Here is a 25,273-nt window from a genome sequence, read left to right as displayed (position 1 = left end):
TGACGGCCGTCGGCGGTCGCCGAGCGGGTCGTGCGGGTGACCGGGCGCGCGGCGGCGGGCTCGCCGGGAGGTGCGACGGTCGCCCAGGAATCGGGCATCGGCGGCTCGACCGGCGGCATGTCCTCCTCCGGCGGCTCCTCGTCGAACGGGGGCTCGTCGCCGGCGGGAGCGGCTTCAGCGGCGGCGAGGGGGGCGGCGCGCACCGGCTCGGCGGCCGCGGCGGGGGCCTCCACCGGAGCGGAGGGAGCAGCCGCCTCGGCCGCAGGGGTCGGATCGGCGGGGATCGCCACCGTGGCCCAGCCGTCGGAGCCGGTCGCGGCCGGGATCGGCGCAGCCGGAGCGGGCGCGGCGGTCGCCTCGACGGCGGCGCGTTCGGCCTCCGGGGCGGCTGCGCGAGGCTCGACGCGGGCGATGTACTTCACCCGCAGGCCGAGGACCTGCTGGATCGCCTGACGCAGGTACTCGCTGACTCCGGGCTGCCCCGCGGTTCCCGGCATCTTGAACGACTCGACGTCGTTCTGGCTCGGGAACGAGAGGGTCAGCACGTCGTCCTTGAGGGCGCGCACCTGGGCGGTGTAGGCCACCAGCCAGGCGGTCATCTTCGCCTTCTGCACGACCTCGAGGATCTCGGGCCAGGTGTCCTTCATCCGCTGGAGGGTGACCGCGCCGTCGGCGGGTGCGTCGCCCGCGGCCGCAGCGGGTGCGGAGGCGGCGGCCGCGGAGGCGGCGGCCGCCTCAGTGGACGCAGCGGCCTGATCCGACGGCTCCTGCTCGACCGGCTCCGGACGAGCCGCCGCGGCGGTCGTCGCGCGGGGGCGTCCTGACTCGGCCGGCGCGGACTCGTCCGCCTCCGGGGCGGCCGCCGTCTCGTCGGGCGCCGTCACCGGCGGCGCAGCGACCGGTGCGGACGCCGTCACCGGCGCCTCGGTGCGCGGAGCGGCCGCGATGGACTCGGGCACCGAGCCGGGAGCGGCGGCGTGCGAGGCGTGGTGGGGCTCGGGCGCACGGGACGGCTCGGACGCGCGCGACGCCTCGGACGACCGCGGGGCGGGCGCCGCGGACTCGCGCGGCGCGGCCACGTGCCGCGGGCGCTCCTCCTGGGCCGCAGCGGGCGCGATGCCGGCGCCGGTGCCGTGCACCAGGGTGCGGGCGATCATCAGCTCGAGGTGCAGGCGCGGCGAGGTCGCACCGGTCATCTCGGTGAGGGCCTCGTTGACCACGTCGGCGATGCGCGAGAGCTCGGCCAGGCCGAGCGCGCGCGACTGGCCGGCCATGCGGTCGAGCTCGTCCTGCGAGACGCCGCGGAGCACGGCCGAGGCCGCTCCCCCGGTCGCCGCGACGACGATCAGGTCGCGGAGCTTCTCGAGCAGGTCCTCGACGAAGCGGCGCGGGTCCTGCCCCGTCTGGATGACGCGGTCGACCGCTCCGAACGCCTCGGCGGAGTCGTGCTCGGCGAGCGCGTCGACCACCTCGTCGAGCAGGGCGCCGTGGGTGTAGCCGAGGAGGGCGACGGCCCGCTCGTACTCGACGGTCTCGGCCTCGGAGCCGGCCATCAGCTGGTCGAGCAGGGAGAGCGTGTCGCGGACGGACCCGCCGCCCGCGCGGACCACGAGCGGCAGCACGCCGGCCGCCACGTGCACGCCCTCGCGCTCGCAGAGCTCCTGCGTGTAGTCGAGCATCTGCGCCGGCGGGACGAGCCGGAACGGGTAGTGGTGCGTGCGCGAGCGGATCGTGCCGATGACCTTGTCCGGCTCCGTGGTCGCGAAGATGAACTTCACGTGCTCCGGCGGCTCCTCCACGATCTTGAGCAGCGCATTGAAGCCCTGCGGCGTGACCATGTGCGCCTCGTCGAGGATGAAGATCTTGAAGCGGTCGCGCGCCGGGGCGAAGATGGCGCGCTCGCGCAGATCGCGCGCGTCGTCGACTCCGTTGTGGCTCGCCGCGTCGATCTCGACCACGTCGAGCGAGCCCTGGCCCTCGCGGCTGAGCTCGACGCAGCTGTCGCAGACGCCGCAGGGGGTGTCGGTCGGGCCCGTCGCGCAGTTGAGGCAGCGGGCGAGGATGCGCGCCGAGGTGGTCTTGCCGCAGCCGCGGGGGCCGCTGAAGAGGTAGGCGTGGTTGACGCGGTTGGTGCGGAGCGCCGTCATGAGCGGATCCGTCACCTGGGACTGGCCGATCATCTCGGCGAACGTCTCGGGCCGGTACCGGCGATACAGGGCTGCTACCACCCGACAAGAGTAGCCGCGACCTCCGACACCGCAGCCGGGACGGCGGACCTCCGAGCGCGCGTAGCCTCGGTCCCGTGCTCCCGCCGCCTCCGCTCCCCCGCTTCGACGCGGTCGTGCTCGCCGGCGGACGCGCTTCCCGCCTCGGCGGCGCGGTCAAGCCGCTCCTCCGGCAACGCGAGTCGACGCTCCTCGGCACCGCCCTCGCAGCCGTGCGCGGAGCCGAGCGGAGGGTCGTGGCCGGACCGTCGTCGCTCGCACAGGCCGTCGACGGCGCCGAGCTCGTCCAGGAGGATCCGCCGTTCGGCGGCCCGGTCGCGGGCCTGGCCGCCGCGCTGCCCCTGCTCGACCGCCCGGGCGCTCCGGACTGGGTCGTCGTTCTCGCCGCCGATCTCGTCGCCCCCGCTCCCGCCGTGCACACGCTGCTCGAGGTCGCATCGAGCGCCGTCGAGGCCTCCCTCCTGGCCGTCGACGCGAGCGGCCGAGCCCAGCAGCTCCTCGGCGTGCACCGGCGAGCGGCCCTCGTCGAAGCGCTCACCGCGCTCGGCGATCCCGACGGCGCCTCGGTGCGCGCCCTCCTCCGGGTCCTTCCCCCGCGGCTCGTGACGGTGCCCGGAGGGACGACCGACGACGTCGACGCGCCCGCCGACGCGCACCGGCACGGGATCGACCTGCCGGTCCCGCGCGGCGCAGACTGAGCGGATGGACGACACGACCGGCCCCCGCCCCTCCGCCTCCGACGGCGCCCGCCCCACCGAGGAGGTGCTCGCCGGCTGGTGGGCCGAGCTGTGCTCCGCGCTCGGCCTCGGCGAGGTCCCGGTGGACCCGGACGCCCTGCTCGCCCTCGCCGGTCGCGCAGCGCACGGAGTGGTCCGGCCGGCGGCTCCGCTGACCACGTTCCTCGCGGGCTACGCGGCGGGCCTGGCCGGGGGCGGACGGGACGCGCTCGACGCGGCGCTCGCGGCCTCGCACCGGGCGGTGGACGAGCGTCCGCACGCCTCCTGAGACGCTACTCCACCGGCCTCGATCCGGCACCAGGTCGACGCCGTACGGTTCCCCCGAGTCCCGGCGCCGCGGCTCGGACCGAGAGCGGCGCAGGACTCCCGCGGCCGACTGCGCCGCGGTCGTCCATCTGAAGGAGCCCCGCATGTCAGGCAACAGAGCCGTCGCCTACAAGTCCCCCGGAGTCGTCGAGGTCATCGACATCGACTACCCCACCTTCGAGCTGAAGGACGGACCCGGCGTCAATCCGGCGAACATCGGGCGGAAGCTGCCGCACGGCGCCATCCTCCGCACCGTCTCCACCAACATCTGCGGCTCGGACCAGCACATGGTCCGCGGCCGCACCACCGCTCCGTCGGACCTCGTGCTCGGCCACGAGATCACCGGCGAGGTCGTGGAGGTCGGCCCCGACGTCGAGTTCGTCAAGGTCGGCGACATCGTGTCCGTGCCGTTCAACATCGCCTGCGGCCGCTGCCGCAACTGCAAGGAGCGCAAGACCGGCATCTGCCTCAACGTGAATCCGGACCGCCCGGGCAGCGCGTACGGCTACGTCGACATGGGCGGCTGGGTCGGCGGGCAGGCCGAGTACGTGATGGTCCCCTACGCCGACTGGAACCTCCTGGTGTTCCCGGACCGCGATCAGGCGCTCGAGAAGATCCTCGATCTGACGATGCTCTCGGACATCTTCCCGACGGGCTTCCACGGCGCGGTGACCGCCGGGGTCGGCGTCGGCTCCACGGTCTACGTCGCAGGAGCGGGACCGGTCGGACTCGCCGCGGCGGTCGGAGCGCAGCTGCTCGGAGCGGCCGTCGTGATCGTCGCGGACCTCAACGAGGAGCGTCTGGCGCAGGCGCGCTCCTTCGGCTGCGAGACGGTCGACGTCTCGAAGGGCGATCCGGCCGGCCAGATCGAGCAGATCCTCGGCGTGCCCGAGGTCGACTGCGGAGTGGACGCCGTCGGCTTCGAGGCGCACGGCAACGGCGCCGACTCGGGGAAGGAGGCGCCGGCGACGGTGCTGAACTCGCTGATGTCGATCACCGCGGCGGGCGGCGCCCTCGGCATCCCGGGCCTCTACGTCACAGGCGACCCGGGCGGAGTCGACGAGGCGGCCCAAGAGGGCTCGCTGTCGATCCGCCTCGGGCTCGGCTGGGCGAAGTCGCTGTCCTTCACCACGGGCCAGTGCCCGGTCATGAAGTACAACCGGCAGCTGATGATGGCGATCCTGCACGACCGGGTCCACATCGCCGACGCGGTCCAGGCCACCGCGATCAGCCTGGACGACGCTCCCCGCGGCTACGCCGACTTCGACAAGGGCGCCGCGAAGAAGTTCGTGCTGAACCCGAACGGCTACCTGGGATGACCGACGGGGCGGGTCCTGCCCAGGGCCCGCCCCGAGCCCCGGGAGAATGGACGGGATGAGCGCACACGGGCACGAGGCGACCGACTGGGACGAGGCCAGGCGGATCGTCGGCGAAGCGGTGGCGCGCTCCGGCGTCTCGACAGTCCCCCTCCTCGACGCCCGCGGAGCCGTCCTCGACCGCGCCGTCACCGCCGCCCGGCCGCTCCCCCACTACGACTCCTCGGCCATGGACGGCTGGGCCGTGCGCGGACCCGGGCCCTGGCCGCTCGAGGACGGCACCGCCGCGCCGATCGTCACCGGAGCCGCCGTGCCCGACTGGAGCGACGCCGTGCTGCCGTCCGAGCAGGGCGCGGTCCGCGACGACCTGCTCACGGCGCGGGCGCCCCTCCCGCCCGGCCGCCACGTCCGGCGCGCGGGCGACGAGGCCGCCCGCGGAGCCGTGCTGGTCGATGCCCGGACCCGCCTCACTCCCGCGCACCTCGCCCTGCTCGCGGTCGCCGGGATCGACGCGCTCGACGTCCGCCCGACCGCCGCGGTCGACCTGCTCCTCACGGGGGACGAGGTCGACACCGAGGGGATGCCGCCCGCCGGACGGGTGCGCGACGCGTTCACGCCGCTGCTGCCCGCGCTGGTCGAGCTCTCGGGCGGAGCCGTGGGAGAGGTCGTGCGCCGCGGCGACGACGAGGAGGCGATCGCACGGACGCTGCTGGCGGGCACGGCGCCGATCCTCCTCACGACGGGCGGGACCGGGCGCTCCCGGGTGGACGCGGTCCGTCGCGCCCTCGATGCGGTGGGCGCGCGCGTCCTCGTCGACGGCGTCGGAATGCGCCCCGGCCACCCGACCATGGCTGCGCTGCTGCCGGGAGGGACGCTGGTGATCGCGCTGCCGGGCAACCCGCTCGCCGCCCTGCTCGCGGCGGTATCCTTCCTGCCGCCGGCCCTCGACGCGGCGTCCGGCGCCGCTGCCCGGCCCCTCGGCCGGGGCGTCCTCGCCGAGCCGCTCGGGCGCGCGGGGACCACGGTGCTCGTGCCCGTCTCCTCCGGCGAGGACGGCTGGCGGGCATCCGCCGGCATCCGCTCGCACATGCTCACCGGTCTCGCCGCCTCGGAGGCCGTGGCCGTCGTGCCCGCACCGGGAGCGGCAGCGGGCGACTCGGTGCGCCTGCTGCCGCTGCCCTGGTGAGGCCTACGCGGACGGTTCGAGGCGGATCACGACCGACTTCGAGGTCGGCGTGTTGCTGATCTTCGCGGTCGAGTCCAGCGGTACGAGGACGTTCGTCTCGGGGTAGTAGGCGGCCGCGCAGCCGCGGGGCGTGTCGTACGCCACGACGCGGAACGCCTCCGCCCGCCGCTCGACGCCGTCGGGCCACTCCGAGACCAGGTCGACCATCGCGCCGTCCGCGAAGCCCAGCTCGGCGACGTCGTCGGCGTGGACGAACACCACCCGGCGGCCGTCGTGGATCCCGCGGTAGCGGTCGTCCTTGCCGTAGATCGTGGTGTTGAACTGGTCGTGCGAGCGCAGCGTCTGCAGCAGCAGCCTGCCCTCCGGAACCCGCGGGTACTCGAGCGGATTCGCGGTGAAGCGGGCCAGACCGGAGGGGGTGTCGAAGCGGCGCGAGTCGCGCGGCGGGTGCGGGAGGACGAAGCCGCCGGGCACGTCGATCCGGGCCTCGAAGCCGTCGAAGCCGGGGACGACGTTGGCGATGTGCGAGCGGATGCGGCGGTAGTCGTCGCGCAGTCCCGCCCAGTCGACCCGCGGGACGTTCTCGCGGCCCTCGAGCAGCCGCTCCGCGATCCCCGTGAGGATCGCCACCTCCGAGCGCAGGCCCGGGCTCGGCGGGCGCAGGCGGCCCCGGGAGGCGTGCACGGCGCTCATCGAGTCCTCGACCGTGACCCGCTGCTCGCCCGAGCGCTGCACGTCGGAGTCGGTGCGGCCGAGGGTGGGCAGGATCAGCGCGCGCCGGCCGGTGACCACGTGCGAGCGGTTGAGCTTGGTCGAGACGTGCACGGTGAGGGCGAGCGAGCGCATCGCCGCCTCCGTCACTCCGCTGTCGGGCGTCGCGCGGGCGAAGTTGCCGCCGAGCCCCATGAACACGCGGGCCTTCCCGTCGCGCATCGCCCGGATCGCGGCGACCGTGTCCGTCCCGTGCACGCGCGGGGAGGAGAAGGAGAACTCGCGGTCGAGCGCGTCGTGGAAGGAGTCCGGCATCCGCTCGAAGATGCCCATCGTGCGGTCGCCCTGCACGTTCGAGTGGCCGCGCACCGGGCAGACGCCCGCGCCGGGCTTGCCGATGTTGCCGGTGAGCAGGAGCACGTTGACGACGTCCTTGAGCGTCGCGACCGAGTGCGCGTGCTGCGTGAGGCCCATCGCCCAGCAGACGACGGTGCCCTCGGACGCCGCGATCAGCTCGGCGACGGTGCGGATGCGCGTCTCGTCGATCCCGCTCGCCCGCTCGATCTCGTCCCACTGGACCTCCCGCAGCCCGTGGAGGTACTCGGCGAGGCCGCCGGTGCTCTCGCGGATGAAGGCGTGGTCGAAGACGTCGCCGCGCGCCTCCTCCGCCTCGAGCAGCGCCTTGCCCAGACCCTGGAACAGGGCCTGGTCGCCGCCCAGCCGGACCTGGAGGAAGTGGTCGGCGAGGGCCGTGCCGTCGCCCAGGGTGCCGCGGACGGTCTGCGGGTTCTGGAAGCGGAGCAGCCCCGCCTCCGGCAGCGGATTCACGGCCACGATGGTGCCGCCGGCGCGCTTGGCGCGCTCCAGCGCGGTCAGCATCCGCGGGTGGTTCGTTCCGGGGTTCTGGCCGGCGACGATGATCAGCGGAGCCCGCTCCACGTCGCGCAGGCTCACCGAGCCCTTGCCGATCCCGATCGTCTCGGTGAGGGCGGATCCGCTGGACTCGTGGCACATGTTCGAGCAGTCGGGCAGGTTGTTCGTACCGAAGCCGCGGACCATCAGCTGGTAGACGAAGGCCGACTCGTTCGAGGTCCGGCCGGACGTGTAGAAGATCGCCTCGTCAGGGCTCGCGCAGGCGCGCAGCTCCTCCGCCACGAGGTCGAGCGCCTCGTCCCAGCCCACGGGCCGGTAGTGCGTCGCGCCCTCCTCGAGCAGCATCGGCTCCGTGAGCCGGCCCTGCTGGCCGAGCGCGAAGTCGTCCCACTCCTCCAGCTCCGCGACGGGGTGCGCGGCGAAGAAGGCCGATGTGACGGTGCGGAGCGTGGCCTCCTCGGCGACCGCCTTCGCTCCGTTCTCGCAGAACTCGGCGACGTGGCGCTTGTCGCCCTCCGGCCAGGCGCAGCCCGGGCAGTCGAATCCGGCCTTCTGGTTCACCCGCAGGAGCGTCTCGGCGCTGCGCACCGGACCCATCTGCTTGAGCGAGATCTCGAGGGCGTGGGCGACGCCGGGGATCCCGACGGCGCGTCTCTTCGGCGACCGGACGGAGAGGCGGCTCTCGTCGATCGGACTCTCGCGGGGCTCGGCGTCATCGACCATTCCTGCATCGTACGTCCGCACCCCGGCATCGCTCCCGGTTCCCGGTGGGAGGATGACCTCCACCGCCTGAGGAGACCCATGAGCCGCAGTGTCGCCCGCACCCGCCTGACCGCCGTCCGCGCCGGCGATCCGCCCCGACGCCGCGAGGACGTCCTGGCCGTCGAGGAGCCGCTCGAGATCCGCGTCGGCGGACGGCGCTTCAGCGTGACCATGCGCACACCCGGCGACGACTTCGACCTGGTCGCGGGATTCCTGGTGTCCGAGGGGGTGCTCACCGAGTCGGAGCAGCTCGCGGCGATGCGCTACTGCGCGAGCGGCTCCGAGCCGGGAGAGAACACGTACAACGTGGTCGACGCGAGCGTCCGCGGCGGGCGGGAGGCCGTGCTGCTCGAGCGCGAGCGGTCGGTGTACACGACGAGCTCGTGCGGAGTGTGCGGGCTCGCGTCGCTCGAAGCGGTCGCCACCGACTCGGCGTGGAGCGTCGCGGAGGACGACCTGCGGGTCGAGCGGGAGCTGCTGGTCTCTCTCCCCGATCGGCTCCGCGAGGCGCAGGCGGTGTTCGAGCGGACGGGCGGCGTCCACGCGGCCGGGCTGTTCGACGCGGACGGCTCGCTGCTGGTGCTCCGGGAGGACGTCGGGCGGCACAACGCCGTGGACAAGGTGGTCGGCTGGGGGCTCCGGGAGGGGCGGCTGCCGTTGCGGGGGACGCTGCTGCAGGTATCGGGGCGCGCCTCGTTCGAGCTGGTGCAGAAGGCCGTGATGGCCGGCATCCCCCTGCTCGCCGCGGTCGGTGCCCCGTCGTCGCTGGCGGTGGACCTGGCTCGCGACTCCGGCCTCACCCTGATCGGCTTCAGCCGCGGCTCCGGCTTCAACCTCTACGCGGGCGACGCGCGCCTGCTGCCCTGAGCCGGGGCTCCTCAGCCGGCTCCTGCGGATGGAGCAGCCTGCACAGCGGGCGCATCGAGATCCCCCTCGTACTCGGTGGCTCTCGCCACGCCGCGTCCCGCGGCTACTCGACCAGCGAGGGTCGCCGCGTGTTCGGCAGGGGGCCGCGACCCGGAATCGCGTGCGAGCGATTCAGGGCAGCCCGACAAGACCCGCTCTGCGCAACGCAGGCCCACGAGAAGCCGACCGCGGTCGTGCAGCGGGCCACCGCTGCACGACGAGCGAGCACCGCCGCGTGCCAGCGATTCTGGGCAGCCCGACGTACCCGGCTCTGCGCGATGCAGGCCCACGAGAAGCCGACCGCGGTCGCGCAACGGGCCACCGCCGCACGACGAGCGGGCACCGCCGCGTGCGAGCGATTCAGGGCAGCCCGACAGGACCCGCTCCACGGGAGCCGCCACCCCTGGAAGCCGGCCGCGAGTCGTGTCGCGGCTCCGCCGCTACACGACCGACAAGGACTGCCGGGCGATCTCCAGCTCCTCGTTCGTGGGGATGACGAGGACGGCGACGCGGGAGTCGTCGGTGGAGATGCGGCGGGCGCCGCGGTCGGAGGACGTGTTGCGCTCGGGGTCGAGCTCGATGCCCAGGCCCTCGAGGCCGCGGAGGGCGCCGGCGCGGACGGCGGCGACGTTCTCGCCGACTCCCGCCGTGAACACCACGGCGTCGACGCGGCCCAGCTGGGCGTAGAAGGCCCCGATGTAGTGGCGGAGGCGGTGGTAGTAGACCTCGAGCCCGGCGCGGGCCTGCTCGTCGCCGGCCTCGGCCGCCTCCTGGACGTCGCGCATGTCGCCGCGACCCGTGAGGCCGAGGAGGCCGCTTCGGCGGTTGAGGAGGGTGTCGAGCTCGTCGATCGAGAGGCCCGCCTTGCGGGCCAGGTGGAAGACGACGGCCGGGTCGAGGTCGCCGGAGCGGGTGCCCATCACCAGGCCCTCGAGCGGGGTCATGCCCATCGAGGTCTCGACGGAGACGCCGCCGTCGACGGCGCAGGCGGACGCTCCGTTGCCCAGGTGCAGGACGATCGTCTTCAGGTCGGAGCGGCGGCGGCCGAGGTAGGCGGCGGCGGCCTCCGAGACGAACTTGTGCGAGGTGCCGTGGAAGCCGTAGCGGCGGACGCGGTGCTTCTCGGCGAGTTCGGCGGGCAGCGCGTAGGTCGACGCCTCGGCCGGGATCGTGTGGTGGAAGGCGGTGTCGAAGACGGCGACGTGCGGAACGTCCGGGAAGGCCTTCTGCGCCGCCTCGATGCCCTCGAGGTTGGCGGGGTTGTGCAGCGGGGCGAGGTCGGCGAGGTCCTCGATGTTGATCTTGACCAGGTCGGTGACGACGGTGGGCTCGAAGAAGCGCTTGCCGCCGTGCACGACGCGGTGGCCCACGGCGACGGGAGGGAACTCGTCGAGGCTCGGGCCGTGCTCGCCGAACGCGCGGATCATCGCGTCGAAGCCGGCGGTGTGGTCGGGGATCGGCCCCTCGATCTCGAACGACTCCCCGTCGCGGGTGTGCTTCGTGCGGCCGGTGTCCTCGCCGATCCGCTCGACGAGGCCGCTGGCGAGCGTCTCCTCGGTGGTCATCTCGATGAGCTGGTACTTGAACGACGACGATCCGCTGTTGACGACGAGGACGACGGACATGAGGGGACTCCTGGGGTGATCGGGGTCGGGAGGGGCGGCGGCGGGGTCGCCGCTAGCGCACCACGGGGATGGCGGCGGTGGGCGGGACGATGGCCTGGGTGGCGGCCTGGATGGCCGTGATCGCGACGGTGTTGACGATGTCCTGCACGAGCGCGCCGCGCGAGAGGTCGTTGACCGGCTTGCGCAGACCCTGGAGGACCGGTCCGATGGCGACGGCGCCGGCCGAGCGCTGCACGGCCTTGTAGGTGTTGTTGCCCGTGTTGAGGTCGGGGAAGATGAACACCGTCGCGCGCCCGGCGACCTGGGAGCCGGGCATCTTCGAGGCCGCGACCGCCGCGTCGGCCGCCGCGTCGTACTGGATCGGGCCCTCGACGAGCAGGTCGGGCCGGCGCTCGCGCACCAGAGCCGTCGCCGCGCGGACCTTCTCGACGTCGGCGCCGGCTCCGCTCTCGCCGGTGGAGTAGGAGAGCATCGCGATGCGGGGGTCGATCCCGAACTGCTGGGCGGTCTCGGCGGACGAGATCGCGATGTCGGCGAGCTGCGCCTCGGTGGGGTCGGGGTTCACCGCGCAGTCGCCGTAGACCAGCACGCGGTCGGCGAGCGCCATCAGGAACACGCTCGAGACGACGGAGACGCCCGGGCTCGTCTTGATGATCTCGAAGCCGGGGCGGATGGTGTGCGCGGTCGTGTGCGCGGCTCCCGAGACCATCCCGTCGGCCAGGCCGAGCTGCACCATCATCGTGCCGAAGTAGGAGACGTCCGTGACGGTGTCGTAGGCGTGGTCGTAGGTGATGCCCTTGTGCGCGCGAATGCGGGCGTACTCCTCGGCGAAGCGCGCGCGGTGCTCGGGGTCGAGGGTGCTCAGCACGCGCGCGCCGTCGAGGTCGAGGCCGAGGCCCGCCGCACGGGCGCGGATCTCGGCCTCCTCGCCGAGGATCGTGAGCCGGGCGATGCCGCGCTTGAGCACGGTCGCGGCGGCACGGAGGATCCGGTCGTCGCCGCCCTCGGGCAGGACGATGTGGCGGTCGGCGATGCGCGCGCGCTCGATCAGCCCGTACTCGAACATCAGCGGCGTGACGACCTCGGACCGGCCGACGTCGAGGAGGGTGAGCAGCTCGACCGCGTCGACCGCCTCCTGGAAGAGGGCGAGGGAGGTGTCGCGCTTGCGCGGGGAGTCGGCCGCCAGGCGGCCGCGGGCCGCGGTGACGCGGACGGCGGTGTCGTAGGTGCCGAGCTCGGTCATCACGATCGGCACGCGGCTGTCGACGCCCTCGATCAGCCGGACGATCGGCTCCGGCAGCTCGAAGCCGCCGTTGAGGATGATGCCGGTGACCGTGGGGAACGTGCCGGAGGCGTACGCCATGATCACGGCGAGGACGACCTCGGGCCGGTCGCCGGGGACGATCACGACGCCGCCCTCGGTGAGCCGCGGCAGGACGTTCACCATCGACATGCCGGCGATCACCACGCCGAGCGCCTCGCGGCCGAGCAGCTCCGGATCGCCCGCGACGACGACGCCGTCGACCGCCTCGACCAGGCGGGACAGGCTCGGAGCGACGAGGAACGGATCCTCGCGGATCGCCCAGACCGGGACGGTGGCGGGGATGCTCTCGCGGATCGCGGCGACGGCGTCGGCGGCGGTGTCGGGATCGGCGCGGTTCGCGATCACTCCGATGAGGCTCGCGTGGGCCGTGCGCAGCTCGACCGAGGCGAGCTCCGTGATCTGGCGCATCTCCTCCGGCGTGCGCGCGGGAGCCTGGCCCAGCTGCTCGCTGCGGGACGAGTCCCGGCCGGTGAGGACGAGCAGGACCGGGGCACCGAGGTTGGCGGCGATGCGGGCGTTGTAGCCGAGCTCGGTGGGGCTGCCGACGTCCGTGTAGTCGGAGCCGAGGATGACGACGGCGTCGCACCGGGCCTCGACGCCCTTGTACCGCTCGACGATCCGCGAGAGCGCCGCCTCGCCGTCGGCGTGGACGTCCTCGTAGGTGACGCCGATGCAGTCCTCGTAGGCGAGGCCCGAGTCGGAGTGGCCGAGCAGCATCTCGAGCACGTAGTCCGGCTCGGAGGTGGAGCGGGCGATCGGGCGGAAGACGCCGACCCGCTGCACCTGACTGCTGAGCGCATCGAGGACGCCGAGGGCGACCGTGGACTTGCCCGAATGACCTTCGGCGGACGAGATGTAGATGCTCTGAACCATCGGATCCAGCCTACCGAGGGGGTCCCTCCGCCTGGCTGAGCAGAGGCCAGGGATGGGAGGGCGTGCATGGCGCGCGGCTGTGGAGGAGCGTCCGCAGTCGGTAGGGCCTCGTAGCGGCTGTGCGGCGGTCCATCGGCGGAGCAGGCGGGCCGGTTAACGGAAGAAGACCCCCCGCGCACCCGCCAGAGCCCGGTTACCCTTGCTGCGTTTCCGCCCTGGGGGAGTTGGCCTGGATGGCGCCACGCGGGGAGCCGGGTGACAGTCTAACCGACGACGGCGGCCGAGGAGAGCGGGGCGTGTCGGGGTCGTGGTCAGCGGGAGCCTCCGACACCGGCTAGTATCGATGAGTCGCGGCTCAGGTCGTGCCAGGAGGATTCGCCTAGTGGCCTATGGCGCACGCTTGGAAAGCGTGTTGGGTGAAAGCCCTCGGGGGTTCGAATCCCCCATCCTCCGCGAACGGTGTCCGTTGCTCTCGCCAGCACGGGCACCGTTTTGTTTAACCGGTGCGGCCGATCGTCGGAGCCCGGTCGACCGGTGAAGGCGTCGATCGGAGCGGCCCACTCAAGCATCGCCGGGTTCGCGCCGCCGGTGCACGACGACGTCGCGCCGAGCAGGGGCCGCCGATCGTCCGGCGCGTGCCGGGCGCGGGATCAGCCGTAGAGGTGGTTCGTCCGCGCGCAGGAGTCGGAGCAGAACGCGCCACGACGGGCGACGAGCGGGGCCGAGCAGGCGGCGCAGACGGGGCGGAAGAAGAGTTCGGCTATGGATCGCGACATGATCCGACCGTAGGTGCCGGTCCCGGATCGTGCCCGTCGCCATCCGTATTACGACATCGCGGACGACAGGGCGGCGATACGGACCCTCCGGCGACGCCGACCGTCAGTCGGCGATGCGCTCGAGCCATTCGTCGAGCAGGAGCCGCTCCCCCGCGCTGAGGGGCTCGATCTGCGGCAGCGCGGTCCGCAGGGCGACGGCGTGCGCGACGACCGCACGGGCGGCGGGATCGGTGGGGCCCGCCTCCGCTGTGGTGATCGCCGCGAGGACGGACTCGCGCGAGCGGGACGAGAGCTCGTCGTCGGGGTCGGCGAGGGCGGTCAGCGTGAGGGTGCAGCCGAGCGCGGCCGACTGGAGCAGGCGGGAGGCACGCTCGACGTCGACGGTGAGGCGGCCGGCTTCGGCGACGGCCCGGACCGCGTCGAGGAGGACGCCCCGGGACAGGCGCGCCGCCTCCGACTCCTCCCCCGGCCGCGCGGTGAACATCAGCGCGTAGAGGTGCGGTTCGGCGAGTCCGAAGGCGACGTGGTGATCCCAGGCGGCACGGAGCGCGTCGACCGGGTCGGCCGGCGCCTCGCTCCGCTCGAAGTCGGCGAGGGCCGTGGCGAATCCGGCTGCCGCGGCCGAGTCGAGCAGCCCGCGCAGGTCGCCGAACGTCCGGTAGATCGTGGGGGCCTGCACCCCCGCCGCCGCGCTGATCGCCCGCGTCGACACCGCGTCCCGCCCGCCGTCCGCCAGCAGCTCGACCGTCGCTCGGAGGATCCGCTCCCGCGTCGTCCCGCTCTCACTCATGCTACCGACGCTAACACGCTCCCGTTAGCGCCTCGTCTCCCCGAGCGGCCCGGGTCGCGTCAGCGCCGTCGGGCGGTCCCGAAGATCCCGCGGACCACCTCGCGCAGCAGCGTCCTGCCGGCGCTCGAGCCCAGCACCTCCTCGACGACCGTCTTGTCGCGGCGGGTGGTGCGGGTCCCGCGGGAGGTCGGTGCCGTGCGCCGTCGGGAGCGCTCGGCGGCCTGGTCGGCGGCGCGCTCGGCGGCGGCCCGCTCCTTCGCGCGGCGGGCGGCGTCCGCGGTCTCCTCCTTGGCGCGACGCGCGTCCTCCTTCGCGCGGCGGGCGTCGTCGGCGGCCTGCTGCTCGGCGGCGGCGCGGGCCTCCTCGGCGTCGGCGGCGGCGTCGAGCCGGCGGGTGAGGATCTCGCGGGCGGAGTCGCGGTCGAGGGGCGTGCCGTAGCGCGCGAGGAGCGGGGACCTCTGGACGCTCGCCTCGCGGTCGGCCTCGGGGGTGGGCTTCATCGAGCCGAGCGGGGCGCGGAGACGCGTCCAGGCGACCGGGGTCGGGGCGCCGCGCTCGTTCATGACCGTCACGATCGCCTCGCCGATGGGGAGCGCCTGGAGGACCTCGCCGAGGTCGTAGTCGCTCTCGGGGTAGGTCGAGACGGTGGCGCGGAGGGCCTTGGCATCGTCCGGCGTGTGCGCGCGGAGCTGGTGCTGCACGCGGGAGCCGAGCTGGGCGAGGACGTCGCCGGGCACGTCCTTCGGGGTCTGCGTGACGAAGACGATGCCGACGCCCTTGGAGCGGATGAGGCGCACGGTCTGGGTGATCGCGGCGAGGAAGTCCTTCGACGCGTCGCGGAAGAGCAGGTGCGCCTCGTCGAAGAAGAACACCAGCTTCGGCTTGTCGAGGTCGCCGACCTCCGGCAGGTCGTTGAAGAGGTCGGCGAGGAGCCACATCAGGAAGGTGGAGAACAGAGCCGGTCGGTCGGCGACTCCGGGGACCTCGAGGAGGCTGACGACGCCGCGCCCGTCGGCGGCGAGGCGGAGGAACTCGGCCGTGTCGATCTCGGGCTCGCCGAAGAACACGTCGGCGCCCTGGTCGGCGAACGCGATCAGCTCGCGGAGGATCACGCCGGCGGTCGCCTTGGACAGCCCGCCGAGCTCGGCGAGCTCCGCCTTGCCCTCGTCGCCGACGAGGTAGGTGAGCACGGCGCGGAGGTCGGACAGGTCGACGAGCGGGAGACCGGCGCTCTCGGCGTAGTGGAAGACGAGACCGAGGCTCGACTCCTGCGTGTGGTTGAGGCCGAGCACCTTCGCGAGCAGCAGCGCGCCGAATCCCGTCACGGTGGCGCGGACGGGGACGCCGGTGCCGATGCCGCCGAGCGCGAAGTACTCGGCGGGGGCCGCCTCCGCCCGCCAGTCCTGGCCGATGCCGCGGGTGCGGGCGAGCAGCGCGTCGGTCGCGGTGCCCGGAGTGGCGAGGCCGGAGAGGTCGCCCTTGATGTCCGCAGCGAAGACGGGGACGCCGTGGGCCGAGAGCTGCTCGGCGAGGACCTGCAGCGTCTTCGTCTTGCCGGTGCCGGTCGCGCCGACGACGAGGCCGTGCCGGTTGAGCATGCCGAGCGGGATGCGGACGGGCACGTCGATCCGCGCGTCGCCGTTGACGAGGGCGCCGAGCTCGAGGGCCGGGCCGGTGAACGCGTACCCGGCGCGCACGGCGTCCGGAGCAACGGGAGCAGCGGACTGCTCCGCTCCGCTCCCCGACGCCGCCACCAGCCGCACGTCGTCCGCGACGGCCTCCGCCTCCTCCGGGCCGGCCGCCGCGTTCAGCGCCGCGGCCGCCGCCTCCGCTCGCGCCAGGGCCTCGGCGGCCTCCGCCTGCAGTCGGCGGGCGGCCTCCAGGGCCGCGCGCGCCTCGTCCCTCGCCGAGGCGAGCCCGTCGTCGTCACTCATGGGCTCAGCCTAGGTCGGCGGCGCCGGTCAGTCCTCGCGGACGTGCCAGGACTGTCCGTACCCGCCGTCGGCCTCGGGGCGGGCCATCAGCTCGAGGAACGGGTCGGCGCTGAACGCCTCCGGCCCGAGCACTCCGGCGCCGGTCCACACGCCGGTCGCGAGGAGCTCGAGCGCGACCACCGGGTTGAGCGCCGTCTGCCAGACCACGCACTGGGTGCCGTACTCGGCCATCGTCCACTCGTTGTCGCTCACGTGGTAGAGGTACACCTCGCGGCGGGCGCCGTCCTTCGTGCCCGAGACGAAGAGGCCGGCGCAGGTCCTGCCGGTCATCCGCGGGCCGATGCCGGCGGGGTCGGGCAGGGCGGCGGCGACGACGTCGCGCGGCGAGACCTCGACGGGACCGCCGGCCGAGCGGACCCGCAGGGGCTCGGTGCTGTCGAGGCCGAGGAGGTGGAGGGTGCGCAGGACGCCGATGAACTGCTCGCCGAGGCCGTACTTGAAGGTGACCTTCTTCGCGTCGAGCCAGCGCGGCATCAGCAGCACCTCCTCGTGCTCGACGTTCACGCACTCGACCGGGCCGATGCCCTCGGGGAACTCGAACACCTCCGGCTCCGAGAAGGGGGCGGTGGTGTACCAGCCGCGGTCGCGCTCGAACACCACCGGCGGGTTCAGGCACTCCTCGATCGTGGTCCAGATGGAGAAGGACGGAGCGAAGATCTCGCGGCCGTCCGCGTCGTGCACGACGAGGTTCGCGCCGTCGCGCACTCCGAGCTCGTCGATCTCGTCGAAGAGGTGGTCGGAGGCGTAGCGGGCGAAGACGTCGGAGAGTCCCGGCTCCACGCCCATGCCCACCAGGGCGAGGCGGCCGCGGGAGGACCACTCCTCCGCCGCGGCGAACTGCTCGTCGCCGAGCTTGAGCCCCGTCAGCTCGTGGGGCTGCTCGGGGTGCGGCAGCGAGAGGCTCATCGCCATGTCGAGGTAGTCGGCCTCGGCGGCGAGCGCTCCGGCGAAGATCGTCGGGACGAAGCGCGGCTCGACGGCGTTCATCACGTGGGTCGCCCCGTGCGCGCGGGCGACGGTCTCGACGTTCTCGGCGTCGGAGGCGTCGATCCGCGCGGCGACGAAGCGGTCGTCGGCACCGTGCCGCTCCGCGATCCACGCGACCGTGCGCTCGGCCCGGGCGAGGTCGTAGTCGCAGACGATGATCTGCTCGAAGAAGGAGCGGCGCGCGGCGATCTTCGCGAAGGCGTCGCCGACGCCGCCGGCGCCGACCAGGAGGATTCTCATGGGGACACCGTAGCGACGGATCGCGTCGTCCACCATGCCGAGCACCGACGGAATCGGAGCGGAGCGCACCTTCCGGCCACCGGATCCGTCACAGGGCGGCCCGCTCCCCCCGCTCGAGCAGGCGGAGGAAGCCGGAGAGGTGCCCGAGGCCGGTCAGCGAGGTCGGGAGCGAGGCGGCGAGCGCCGGCGAGTGCACCAGGTACGCCGCCCACTTCGCCCGCGAGACCGCGACGTTCAGGCGGTTGGGCAGGAGGAGGAACTCCATCCCGCGCGGAACGTCGGCCCCGGAGGACGCGGCGAGCGACACGATGGCGACCACCGCCTCCCTGCCCTGGAAGAGGTCGACCGTGCCGACCGGCGTCTCCTCGAGGCCCGCGGCGTCGAGGGCGGTGCGGAGGAGCCCGCCCTGGGCGTTGTAGGGCGCGACGACGATGACGTCGGCCGCGGTCAGCGTCCGCTCGCCGTGCTCGTCGAACCAGGTGCGGCCGACGAGGGAGAGGGCGATCTCGACGACGCGCCTCGCCTCGTCCGGCGAGGAGGTGGTGTCGCCCGCGTGCTCGACCGGGACGGAGTGCACGCCCGGCTCGACCCCCTCCAGGTGGCGCACCTGCGGCGCCCGCGACCGCAGCGCGCCCTCGTAGGAGAGCTCGGAGACGGCGTCGGAGAGCGCCGGGTGCATCCGGTGGGTCTGCGCGAGGAAGTAGCCGTACTCGGGCGGGAGGACGTCGTGCCCGTCGGCGAGCCAGCCGAGCGCCGACTCGTCGACCGGCTCCGGGTGCGCGCCCTGGCTCACCTGGGGCAGCTGCTGCGGATCGCCGAGCAGGAGCAGCCGCTGGGCGGAGACGGCCGACGCGATCGTCGGGGCGAGCGAGAACTGCCCGGCCTCGTCGACCACCAGGAGGTCGAGCGAGCGGCGCGGCACGGTGACCGGATTCGCGAAGGTCCAGGCGGTGCCGCCGATGACGCAGCCGCCGCCCTCCTCGAGGACCGCGGTGAGTGCCGCCGCGTTCTTCACCGGCGCCCAGGGCGTCGCCGCGAGCGCCTCGGGCGGCGTGCCGTTCTTGGGCACCTTCGCCACGCGGGAGGGATCGACGCCGCGGCCGACGACGGCGCTCAGCACGTTCTCGACCACCGAGTGCGATTGGCCGACCACGCCGATGCGCCAGCCGTGCTCGTTCACCAGCCGTGCGATCACGTGGGAGCCGACGTAGGTCTTCCCGGTGCCGGGCGGACCCTGCACCGCGAGGGTCGCCCGGTCGAGTCCGAGCAGAGTGGTGACGACCGCGCCGATCACGTCGTCGCCCTGCACCGGAGCGACGGCTCCCGGCGGCACGCGGCGGAGGACGTCGAGCGCCGGGTCGGCCAGCATCGCGGGCAGCGCGTCGAGGACCTCGCCGCCCCACTCCGCGATCGCCTCGGGCTGGGGCGCGGCGCGCGGCGGCGGCGCGGGGGCGAGGGCGACCGGAGCGTCGTCGTGCGGATCCTCCCCCGCCTTCAAGCCCTCCTTGAGGAGCAGGACGATCCGCTCCCCGTCGTCGTCGACCCCGAGGATCTCGGAGCGCTCGGAGGCGCCGCGCAGACCGGGACCGGGCGAGGGTGCACCAGGGGGCGCCGGGGCCTCGTAGACCAGGTACGGCGACGAGCCGGTGCCGAGCCGGCTGCCGGGAGCGAGCCGGCCGAGGATCCGCAGCTCGCGCGACTGCGTGCGGGCGCGCGGGAGCTTCGCCCAGTCGCGGACGACCTCGACCCGGTCGATCATCACGACGTCGCGGGTGTCCGCCCACTCGTCCAGCGGCTGCCGGAGGCGGTCGAAGTGCTCCTGCCAGAAGGTCTTGGCCTCGCGGCGGTGGTAGTCGATCGCCGCGCCGGCGAGGGCGAGCGCGGTCTGGTCGGCCGTGCGCTCGCGCGGCTCGATCCCCTCGACCTGCGCCAGCAGTGCGACCGCGACCGGGTGCGGCTCGCGGGGCACGGGGATCTCGACCTCGAGCAGCGGCGGCAGCTCCTCGCGCGGCGGAGCGAGCTCCAGGAGCCAGTCGCGCAGGCGGAGCGTGGAGCGGCAGTCGTAGGCGTTGTACTCGGCGACGAGGTCGAGCCCGCGCTGCCCCTCGACAGGATCGACCCTCTGGGCGGCGCGCGCCTCCACGTACATCTCGATGCTGTCGGCGGCGTTCGTGACGCCGGACGCGTCCCGCTCCTCCTCGCCCATGTAGAGCGGCTCCAGCTTCTTGAGCGAGTAGCTGCGCGAGCCCACGCGGAGCGCCCGCCGCACCACCGGGTACAGGTCGACCAGGACGCCGTCGCGCAGGAGCGCGTCGACCTCCTCCTCGCCGACCCCGTGGCGGAGCGCGAGCGAGAGCAGGTGGCTGCGCTCGTAGGAGGCGTAGTGGTAGACGTGCATCCGGGGGTGCTCGACCCGGCGCGCCTGCAGGAGCGCGAGGAAGTCGAGGAGCGCCCGGCGCTCGGCCGCGAGGTCGTGCGCCCAGAGCGCGGTGAAGCGCTCCTGGTCGTCGACCATGCCGAAGAGGTAGTCGAGGCCCCACTCGCGGTTGTCCTCGGTGTAGAGAGGGTCGCCCTCGAAGTCGAAGAAGAGGTCCCCCGGATCGGGGGCGGGCAGCCCGGCGAGCACGGAGGCGTCGATCACCTCGACGGCCGGCACCGGCGAGGACTCCGATCGCAGCTGCAGCCGCGCCTGGGCGCGCAGGCCCTCGAGCGTGCCCGCGCTCAGCCCGGGGATGGGGCCGTCGTGCTCGGCGAGGGCGTCGAGGGTGAGCACGCCGGCCGCCGTGAGCTTCGCCCGCTGGTCGAGCCGCATCCCGGCGACGAGGATCGGATCGCGGTGCGCCTGGACCTCGGGCGCGCAGACCGAGCAGCGTCCGCAGGAGGGGTAGCGCGGATCGCCCCACGCCAGCGGCTCGTCGGCGGCGAGGCGCTCGTCGAGCACGGCGCGGAGCCGGGCGCGCTGCACGCGCTGGACCGGGGCGACGACGGCCAGCTCGTGGCTGGTGACGGAGCCGTCGCCGAGCACGAGGTGCACCTGCTCCCCCACGCGGATGCCGCGCGCCTGCATCTGCTCGGCGTAGGCGGCGAGCTGCAGCAGCGCCGGGACCTTCGCGTGCCGGGCGAGCTTGGTGTCGTAGACCTCGTAGGCGCCGTCGGCGGTGCGGAGGAGGAAGTCCGAGAAGCCCAGGAACTCGCCGTCGAAGAAGGTGGCCTGGTAGAGCACGTCGACCCCGGCGCGCATCGCCTCGACGGCGGCCTCGGCCGCCGCGGGGTAGCCGGCGGGCTCGGGGCGCTCGAACTCGAGCACCTCGTGCGTGCGCTTCAGCTCGGCGAGGAAGCGGTGCTCGTGCTCGTCGCCGAGTACCGCGGTGCGCTCGAGCATTCCGTCCCTCTCGGCCTCGAGGCGCGGCGCGCGGCCCAGCAGGGCGTCGAACCGGCGGAGGACCGCCCACTCGCAGGCCGCCCAGTTCGACAGGTCGGTGGGGCTCGTGACCACGCGGCCGGACTCCAGGTACACGCGACTCCTTCCGCGACCACCGGGCGGCGATCGGCTCCAGGCTAGGGCGCCCCTCCGACACTCGTGCGGCTGCGGCCACCACCCGCGCCGCTCCGCCTCCGCGTGAGAGGCTGGGCCGATGACCCGCGCGCGCTTCGAGATCATCCCGGCCGACGACATCGGCGAGCGCGCCGCGCGGGCGTTCCCGGACCCCTCCGCGATGACGCTGACCGTGACCAGCCTGCCGAAGCACGGGATCGGGCGGACCGTGGACTGCGCGGTCGCGCTGGCCGGGCGCGGGTTCCGCGTGGTGCCCCACCTGGCGGCGCGGAACGTCGAGGGCCGCGCCGCACTCGAGCGGGTCCTCGGGCGGATGGGCGAGGCGGGGATCGACGAGGCGTTCGTGATCTCGGGCGACGCGTCCTCGGCGGCCGGCACCTACTCCACGAGCCTCGAGCTCATCCGCGACGCCCGCGAGATCTCACCCGGGCTGGCCCTGGACATCGCAGGCTACCCCGAGGGCCACCCGCACCTCTCCGACGAGAGCATCGAGCGGCACCTGCGCGAGCGCGCTCCGTTCATCCGCTCGATCGTCACGCAGATGTGCTTCGACGTCGACGCGGTGGTCCGCTACGCCGACCGGCTCCGCGAGACGGGGATCACGGCCGATCTGTGGGCGGGGGTGCCGGGGCCGGTCGAGCGCTCGCGGCTGCTGACGCTGGGCGCGCGGATCGGAGTGGGCTCCTCGCTCGGCTTCCTGAAGCGGAGCACCTCGGTGGCCGGCGGGCTCCTCCGCGGACGCCGCTTCGACCCGTCCGCGTTCGTCGCGCGCCTGGAAGCGGCGGCGGGCGACCGCCTCGCGGGCCTGCACGTCTACACCTTCAACGAGCTCGACTCCCTCGCCGCCTTCGCCTGATCGGCGAGCCTCCGCGCTCCTCGAGCGCCGATCCTCAGGGGCTCGAAGCCCTCGCGGGGAGCGCTGCGCCGGTCAGGTGGTGCGGCGGATCCAGATCGGCGGGTGCGGGAGCTCGGCCTCGGTGCGCAGGCGGCCGGCGAGCGGAGCCCAGACCACGAGCGCCACGCCGATCCCGAGCAGCAGGCCGCCGACGGTGTCGCTCAGCCAGTGGGCGCCGAGGTAGGTGCGGCTCGCCATCATCGCCACGGTGTAGAGGAAGCCCGCGATCCAGACCCACAGCAGCGGGAACACCAGGGCCAGCACCATCGCCGTCGTCGCCGCGTTGGCGGTGTGGCCGGACGGGAAGGAGCCGTAGTCGCTGGTGACGAGCATGTCGGCCGGGCGGGCGCGTCCCACCAGCTCCTTGACGAGCTGGGTGGCGCCCACGCTGACCAGCGCGGCGATCGCGTAGTAGAGCGCGGCCCACCGCCTGCGGAACACCAGCAGCACGGCGACGATGCCGAGCGGGATGAGCGTCGTCCCAACGAGCCCCGCTCCGACCGTGTTCATGACGAGGGCCGGGATGTCCCAGACCGGCGAGCGGTGCTCGACGATCTCGTCCATCCACTCCACGTCGAAGCGGAAGGCCGAGGTGGGGCGGAAGGCGATCAGCACGGCGAGGAGCACCGTGAGCAGGATCGCGAGCGACGCGGAGATCAGCGGCCAGCGGCGGGAGACCCGGTGGGCCGCCTCCTTCGTCAGCAGCCGGGCGGCGACGTCGTCGGACGGCACCTGCTCGCACATCCGCGCGCGCTGGACGGCGTCGGGGCGCGCGGTTCCGGGCTCGGTCGACAGGCGGTCGTCGCGATGATCCATTCGGACATGATGCCGTCACCCGGCGTTCCCCCGCTGGGGGTTGCGGGGCGGCGCGGCCGACCGATCGGAAGACCGGCGTCCGCGCGGCGGGGTTCATGACAGGGTTCGAGCGGCCTTGCGGATCCCCGGCCTTCCCCCGCGGGGGTTCGCGGCGCGCCTCAGCCGGCCGCGCGGGCCAGGCGGGCGGCGCGGAGGGCGTCGAGCCGGGTCGGCTCGGAGGAGCGCGCGAGGAGCCGCGCGGCGACGGCGCTCACGCGGGAGTCGTCCGAGGCGGAGGCCCGCTCGAGGGCGGCGGCCGCGTCGGGACCGGTGATCGAGCCGAGCGCCATCACGGCCGAGACCGCGAGCGCGGAGTCGTCGCTGCCGGCGGCCCCGTCCAGCGCGTCGACGGCAGGACGCGCGTCGTCGCCCAGGTAGCCGAGCGCGGCGGCGGCGTGACGCCGGACCGGCGCGGACCCCTCGCGGAGAGCCTGCTCCAGACCGGGGACGGCCGCGGCGCCGAAGGAGGCGAGGACGTCGGTGAGCACGTTCTGCGCCTCCGCGTCGTCGTCGCCGAGCAGGCCGAGCAGGACCGGCAGGGCGCGCTCGTCGCCGAGGCGGCCCAGCGCGAAGCGGGCCTTCGCGGCGACGGCGGGCTCGGAGTCGGCGGCCAGCGGGGCGATGTCGTCGAGCGTCGCCGGGTCGAGGATCTTGCTGAGCACGTGCAGCGCCTGCGTGCGCACCCGGGGCTCGCGGCCGAGCGCCTCGCGGGCGACGGGGACGGCGGCGGAGCCGAGGCGGCCGAGCGACCAGGTGAGCACGTCGCGGACGAAGAAGTCCGGCTCCTCCCACAGGTGCGCGGCGAGGGGCTCGGCGGTGGCGGGCTCGGCGAGCTCGCCCAGGGTCATCGCCGCGCGGAGGCGGACGTCGCGGTCGGGGTCGGAGAGCTCGGCGAGCAGGGCGGAGGAGTCGCGGGAGGACATGGGAGGGGACTGTAGCAGCGGCGCTCGGGAGCGGATCCAGCGAGGGCCGGAGCGCCCGCGAGGAGCCGCAGGAGCGGGGCGTGCCGGACCGCCGGGACCCGGAGCCGAGCGCTCAGTCCTGCAGCGCCGGGACGCTCCTCGGCCGGACGATCAGCCAGAGCGCCAGGATCGACACGGTCGCCGTCGCCATCATCACCACGGCCATCGGCACGGCCGAGCCGGCGCCGAAGACCCCCGAGATCGGCGACAGCAGTCCGGCGGTGCCGAAGTTGACCGCTCCGAGCAGCGACGCGGCCGTCCCCGCCTCCCGGCCGTGGTTGACCAGGCCGAGGACCTGCACGCACGGGAAGCTGAAGCCGCAGGACGCGATGAAGAACCAGAGCGGGACGAGCGTGCCCCAGAGCCCCAGCCCGAGCACGTCGAAGAGGGCGATCAGGCCGGCGGAGGTGAACAGCGTCAGCGTCGTGATCGCGAGGATCCACTGCGGCCCGATCCTCCGGCTGAGGTAGGAGGACGCCTGCACGCCGAGGACGACGCCGAGCGAGTTCACGGCGAAGAGCAGCCCGTACTGCTGCGCGTCGAATCCGTAGAGGCCCTGGAACAGGAACGAGGAGCTGGAGAGGTAGGTGAACAGGCCGGCGAAGGTCATGCCCCCGATCACCGCCACTCCGAGGAACACGCGGTCGCTGAGGACGGCCCGGTAGCGCTGCACGAGCGAGCGGTGCTCGCGCTCGTGGCGGGCGGCGCGGGGCCGGGTCTCGACGACGAGCAGGCCGACGGCCGCGACGACCAGCACGCCGTAGGCGGCGAGGAAGACGAAGATCCCGCGCCAGTCCATGATCAGCAGCAGCTGCGAGCCGATGACCGGCGCGAGCACGGGCGCGAGGCCCGACACCAGGGCGAGCCGGGACAGCATCCGCACCAGCGGGCGTCCGCCGAAGAGGTCGCGGACCATCGCCATCGCGACCACGCCGCCCGCCGCCGCACCGGCTCCCATCAGGAAGCGGAAGACGCCGAGCGTGACGATCTCGGGGGCGAGCGCCGCGCCGACGCAGGCCAGCACGTGCAGAGAGGTGGCCAGGAGGATCGGCAGGCGCCGGCCGACCGCGTCGCTCCAGGGGCCCACGACCAGCTGGCCGAGCGCGAAGCCGAGGGTCGTGCCGGTGAGGGTCAGCTGGACCGCCGCCTCCGACACGTTCAGCTCGCTCTGCAGCGCGGGGAACGCCGGCAGGTAGAGGTCGATCGTGAACGGCCCGAGGGCGGTCAGCGAGCCGAGGACGATCACGTAGACGAGGCGCTGGCGGGCCGTCAGGGCGTCGCCCGGGTGGCGGTGCACGGGGAGGGAGCCGGTCGGAGTCGAGGCGGGAGTGGACACGGAGTGCCTTCCTGCGCAGGGCGCAGCGGGGTGGGAGG

At 73.9% G+C, this 25,273-nt stretch carries 18 protein-coding genes, 1 tRNA gene and 1 other RNA gene; 7 read left to right on the top strand and 13 right to left on the bottom strand.

Annotated features, from left to right (window positions below; all coding sequences use genetic code 11):
• The coding region (locus tag C5C37_RS15940) for a DNA polymerase III subunit gamma and tau (protein WP_104339251.1) at positions 1-2,228 on the bottom strand (2,228 nt) is incomplete at its 3' end.
• A 74-nt stretch (positions 2,229-2,302) separates the two neighbouring features.
• Here C5C37_RS15940 and C5C37_RS15935 point away from each other — a divergent pair.
• The 4 genes from C5C37_RS15935 to C5C37_RS15920 all read left to right on the top strand — a co-directional run bounded on the left by C5C37_RS15935 (position 2,303) and on the right by C5C37_RS15920 (position 5,770).
• Complete coding sequence (locus C5C37_RS15935; protein WP_258074178.1) at positions 2,303-2,923, top strand: molybdenum cofactor guanylyltransferase; 621 nt, start codon at positions 2,303-2,305, stop codon at positions 2,921-2,923.
• 4 nt (positions 2,924-2,927) lie between these two features.
• Complete coding sequence (locus tag C5C37_RS15930; RefSeq protein WP_219812223.1) at positions 2,928-3,230, top strand: DUF6457 domain-containing protein; 303 nt, start codon at positions 2,928-2,930, stop codon at positions 3,228-3,230.
• A 142-nt stretch (positions 3,231-3,372) separates the two neighbouring features.
• Positions 3,373-4,587, top strand: a complete 1,215-nt coding sequence (gene fdhA, locus C5C37_RS15925; protein WP_104225123.1) for a formaldehyde dehydrogenase, glutathione-independent — start codon at positions 3,373-3,375, stop codon at positions 4,585-4,587.
• Between the two features lie 55 nt (positions 4,588-4,642).
• Positions 4,643-5,770: a molybdopterin molybdotransferase MoeA gene (locus C5C37_RS15920; protein ID WP_181069251.1), complete on the top strand. Its 1,128-nt coding sequence runs from the start codon at positions 4,643-4,645 to the stop codon at positions 5,768-5,770.
• Between the two features lie 3 nt (positions 5,771-5,773).
• Here C5C37_RS15920 and C5C37_RS15915 read toward each other — a convergent pair whose 3' ends face one another.
• Positions 5,774-8,077 carry an FdhF/YdeP family oxidoreductase gene (locus C5C37_RS15915; RefSeq protein ID WP_104227460.1) on the bottom strand — a complete coding sequence of 768 codons (2,304 nt, stop codon included), beginning with the start codon at positions 8,075-8,077 and terminating at the stop codon, positions 5,774-5,776.
• Positions 8,078-8,155: 78 nt separating this feature from the next.
• Here C5C37_RS15915 and fdhD point away from each other — a divergent pair, with 78 nt between their 5' ends.
• Positions 8,156-8,983 carry a formate dehydrogenase accessory sulfurtransferase FdhD gene (gene fdhD, locus C5C37_RS15910; RefSeq protein WP_104227459.1) on the top strand — a complete coding sequence of 276 codons (828 nt, stop codon included), beginning with the start codon at positions 8,156-8,158 and terminating at the stop codon, positions 8,981-8,983.
• A 479-nt stretch (positions 8,984-9,462) separates the two neighbouring features.
• Here the strand turns inward: fdhD and C5C37_RS15905 are convergent, their stop codons facing one another.
• From C5C37_RS15905 to ffs, 3 genes are all read right to left on the bottom strand, one after another.
• The gene (locus C5C37_RS15905; protein WP_104227458.1) at positions 9,463-10,647 is read right to left on the bottom strand and encodes an acetate/propionate family kinase; all 1,185 of its coding nucleotides are present in this window, start codon (positions 10,645-10,647) and stop codon (positions 9,463-9,465) included.
• Positions 10,648-10,699: 52 nt separating this feature from the next.
• Positions 10,700-12,844 (bottom strand): phosphate acetyltransferase, encoded by a 2,145-nt coding sequence (pta, locus tag C5C37_RS15900; RefSeq protein WP_104227473.1) that lies wholly within the window; start codon positions 12,842-12,844, stop codon positions 10,700-10,702.
• Between the two features lie 159 nt (positions 12,845-13,003).
• Positions 13,004-13,100, bottom strand: an RNA gene (gene ffs / locus C5C37_RS15895) — signal recognition particle sRNA small type.
• 112 nt (positions 13,101-13,212) lie between these two features.
• Between ffs and C5C37_RS15890 the strand changes: the two genes are divergently transcribed.
• Positions 13,213-13,297: transfer RNA gene (locus C5C37_RS15890), tRNA-Ser, on the top strand.
• A 197-nt stretch (positions 13,298-13,494) separates the two neighbouring features.
• Here C5C37_RS15890 and C5C37_RS17995 read toward each other — a convergent pair.
• The 5 genes from C5C37_RS17995 to C5C37_RS15870 form a co-directional block, all read right to left on the bottom strand.
• Complete coding sequence (locus tag C5C37_RS17995; RefSeq protein WP_258060618.1) at positions 13,495-13,620, bottom strand: hypothetical protein; 126 nt, start codon at positions 13,618-13,620, stop codon at positions 13,495-13,497.
• 103 nt (positions 13,621-13,723) lie between these two features.
• Complete coding sequence (locus tag C5C37_RS15885) at positions 13,724-14,410, bottom strand: TetR/AcrR family transcriptional regulator (protein WP_104227474.1); 687 nt, start codon at positions 14,408-14,410, stop codon at positions 13,724-13,726.
• Between the two features lie 59 nt (positions 14,411-14,469).
• Complete coding sequence (locus C5C37_RS15880; protein WP_104339249.1) at positions 14,470-16,344, bottom strand: helicase HerA-like domain-containing protein; 1,875 nt, start codon at positions 16,342-16,344, stop codon at positions 14,470-14,472.
• 27 nt (positions 16,345-16,371) lie between these two features.
• Positions 16,372-17,631 (bottom strand): saccharopine dehydrogenase family protein, encoded by a 1,260-nt coding sequence (locus C5C37_RS15875; RefSeq protein ID WP_104256687.1) that lies wholly within the window; start codon positions 17,629-17,631, stop codon positions 16,372-16,374.
• 88 nt (positions 17,632-17,719) lie between these two features.
• The gene (locus C5C37_RS15870) at positions 17,720-21,148 is read right to left on the bottom strand and encodes a bifunctional RecB family nuclease/DEAD/DEAH box helicase (RefSeq protein ID WP_104339248.1); all 3,429 of its coding nucleotides are present in this window, start codon (positions 21,146-21,148) and stop codon (positions 17,720-17,722) included.
• Between the two features lie 118 nt (positions 21,149-21,266).
• On the opposite strand from C5C37_RS15870, the gene C5C37_RS15865 reads away from it, so the two are divergent.
• Positions 21,267-22,043, top strand: coding sequence for a methylenetetrahydrofolate reductase (locus C5C37_RS15865; RefSeq protein ID WP_104319986.1), 777 nt, complete (start codon positions 21,267-21,269; stop codon positions 22,041-22,043).
• Positions 22,044-22,115: 72 nt separating this feature from the next.
• Here C5C37_RS15865 and C5C37_RS15860 read toward each other — a convergent pair whose 3' ends face one another.
• From C5C37_RS15860 to C5C37_RS15850, 3 genes are all read right to left on the bottom strand, one after another.
• Positions 22,116-22,898: a phosphatase PAP2 family protein gene (locus C5C37_RS15860; protein ID WP_258074177.1), complete on the bottom strand. Its 783-nt coding sequence runs from the start codon at positions 22,896-22,898 to the stop codon at positions 22,116-22,118.
• Positions 22,899-23,056: 158 nt separating this feature from the next.
• Complete coding sequence (locus tag C5C37_RS15855; protein WP_104234526.1) at positions 23,057-23,860, bottom strand: HEAT repeat domain-containing protein; 804 nt, start codon at positions 23,858-23,860, stop codon at positions 23,057-23,059.
• 112 nt (positions 23,861-23,972) lie between these two features.
• Entirely contained in the window at positions 23,973-25,235 is a 1,263-nt protein-coding gene (locus tag C5C37_RS15850) for a multidrug effflux MFS transporter (RefSeq protein WP_104234525.1), read from the bottom strand.
• Between the last annotated feature and the right edge of the window lie 38 nt (positions 25,236-25,273).

The sequence above is a fragment of the Rathayibacter sp. AY1F9 genome (genome assembly GCF_002932155.1).
GTDB lineage: Bacteria > Actinomycetota > Actinomycetes > Actinomycetales > Microbacteriaceae > Rathayibacter.
This window is presented reverse-complemented; position numbering and strand designations above follow the sequence as displayed.

Bases quoted from the DNA above. Each gene is read 5' to 3' on its own strand.
- C5C37_RS15880 (WP_104339249.1), bottom strand. From the start codon at position 16,344: ATGAGTGACGACGACGGGCTCGCCTCGGCGAGGGACGAGGCGCGCGCG.
- C5C37_RS15915 (WP_104227460.1), bottom strand. From the start codon at position 8,077: ATGGTCGATGACGCCGAGCCCCGCGAGAGTCCGATCGACGAGAGCCGC.
- C5C37_RS15855 (WP_104234526.1), bottom strand. From the start codon at position 23,860: ATGTCCTCCCGCGACTCCTCCGCCCTGCTCGCCGAGCTCTCCGACCCC.
- fdhD (WP_104227459.1), top strand. From the start codon at position 8,156: ATGAGCCGCAGTGTCGCCCGCACCCGCCTGACCGCCGTCCGCGCCGGC.
- C5C37_RS15860 (WP_258074177.1), bottom strand. From the start codon at position 22,898: ATGGATCATCGCGACGACCGCCTGTCGACCGAGCCCGGAACCGCGCGC.
- C5C37_RS15885 (WP_104227474.1), bottom strand. From the start codon at position 14,410: ATGAGTGAGAGCGGGACGACGCGGGAGCGGATCCTCCGAGCGACGGTC.
- C5C37_RS17995 (WP_258060618.1), bottom strand. From the start codon at position 13,620: ATGTCGCGATCCATAGCCGAACTCTTCTTCCGCCCCGTCTGCGCCGCC.
- C5C37_RS15920 (WP_181069251.1), top strand. From the start codon at position 4,643: ATGAGCGCACACGGGCACGAGGCGACCGACTGGGACGAGGCCAGGCGG.
- C5C37_RS15865 (WP_104319986.1), top strand. From the start codon at position 21,267: ATGACCCGCGCGCGCTTCGAGATCATCCCGGCCGACGACATCGGCGAG.
- pta (WP_104227473.1), bottom strand. From the start codon at position 12,844: ATGGTTCAGAGCATCTACATCTCGTCCGCCGAAGGTCATTCGGGCAAG.
- fdhA (WP_104225123.1), top strand. From the start codon at position 3,373: ATGTCAGGCAACAGAGCCGTCGCCTACAAGTCCCCCGGAGTCGTCGAG.
- C5C37_RS15930 (WP_219812223.1), top strand. From the start codon at position 2,928: ATGGACGACACGACCGGCCCCCGCCCCTCCGCCTCCGACGGCGCCCGC.
- C5C37_RS15875 (WP_104256687.1), bottom strand. From the start codon at position 17,631: ATGAGAATCCTCCTGGTCGGCGCCGGCGGCGTCGGCGACGCCTTCGCG.
- C5C37_RS15905 (WP_104227458.1), bottom strand. From the start codon at position 10,647: ATGTCCGTCGTCCTCGTCGTCAACAGCGGATCGTCGTCGTTCAAGTAC.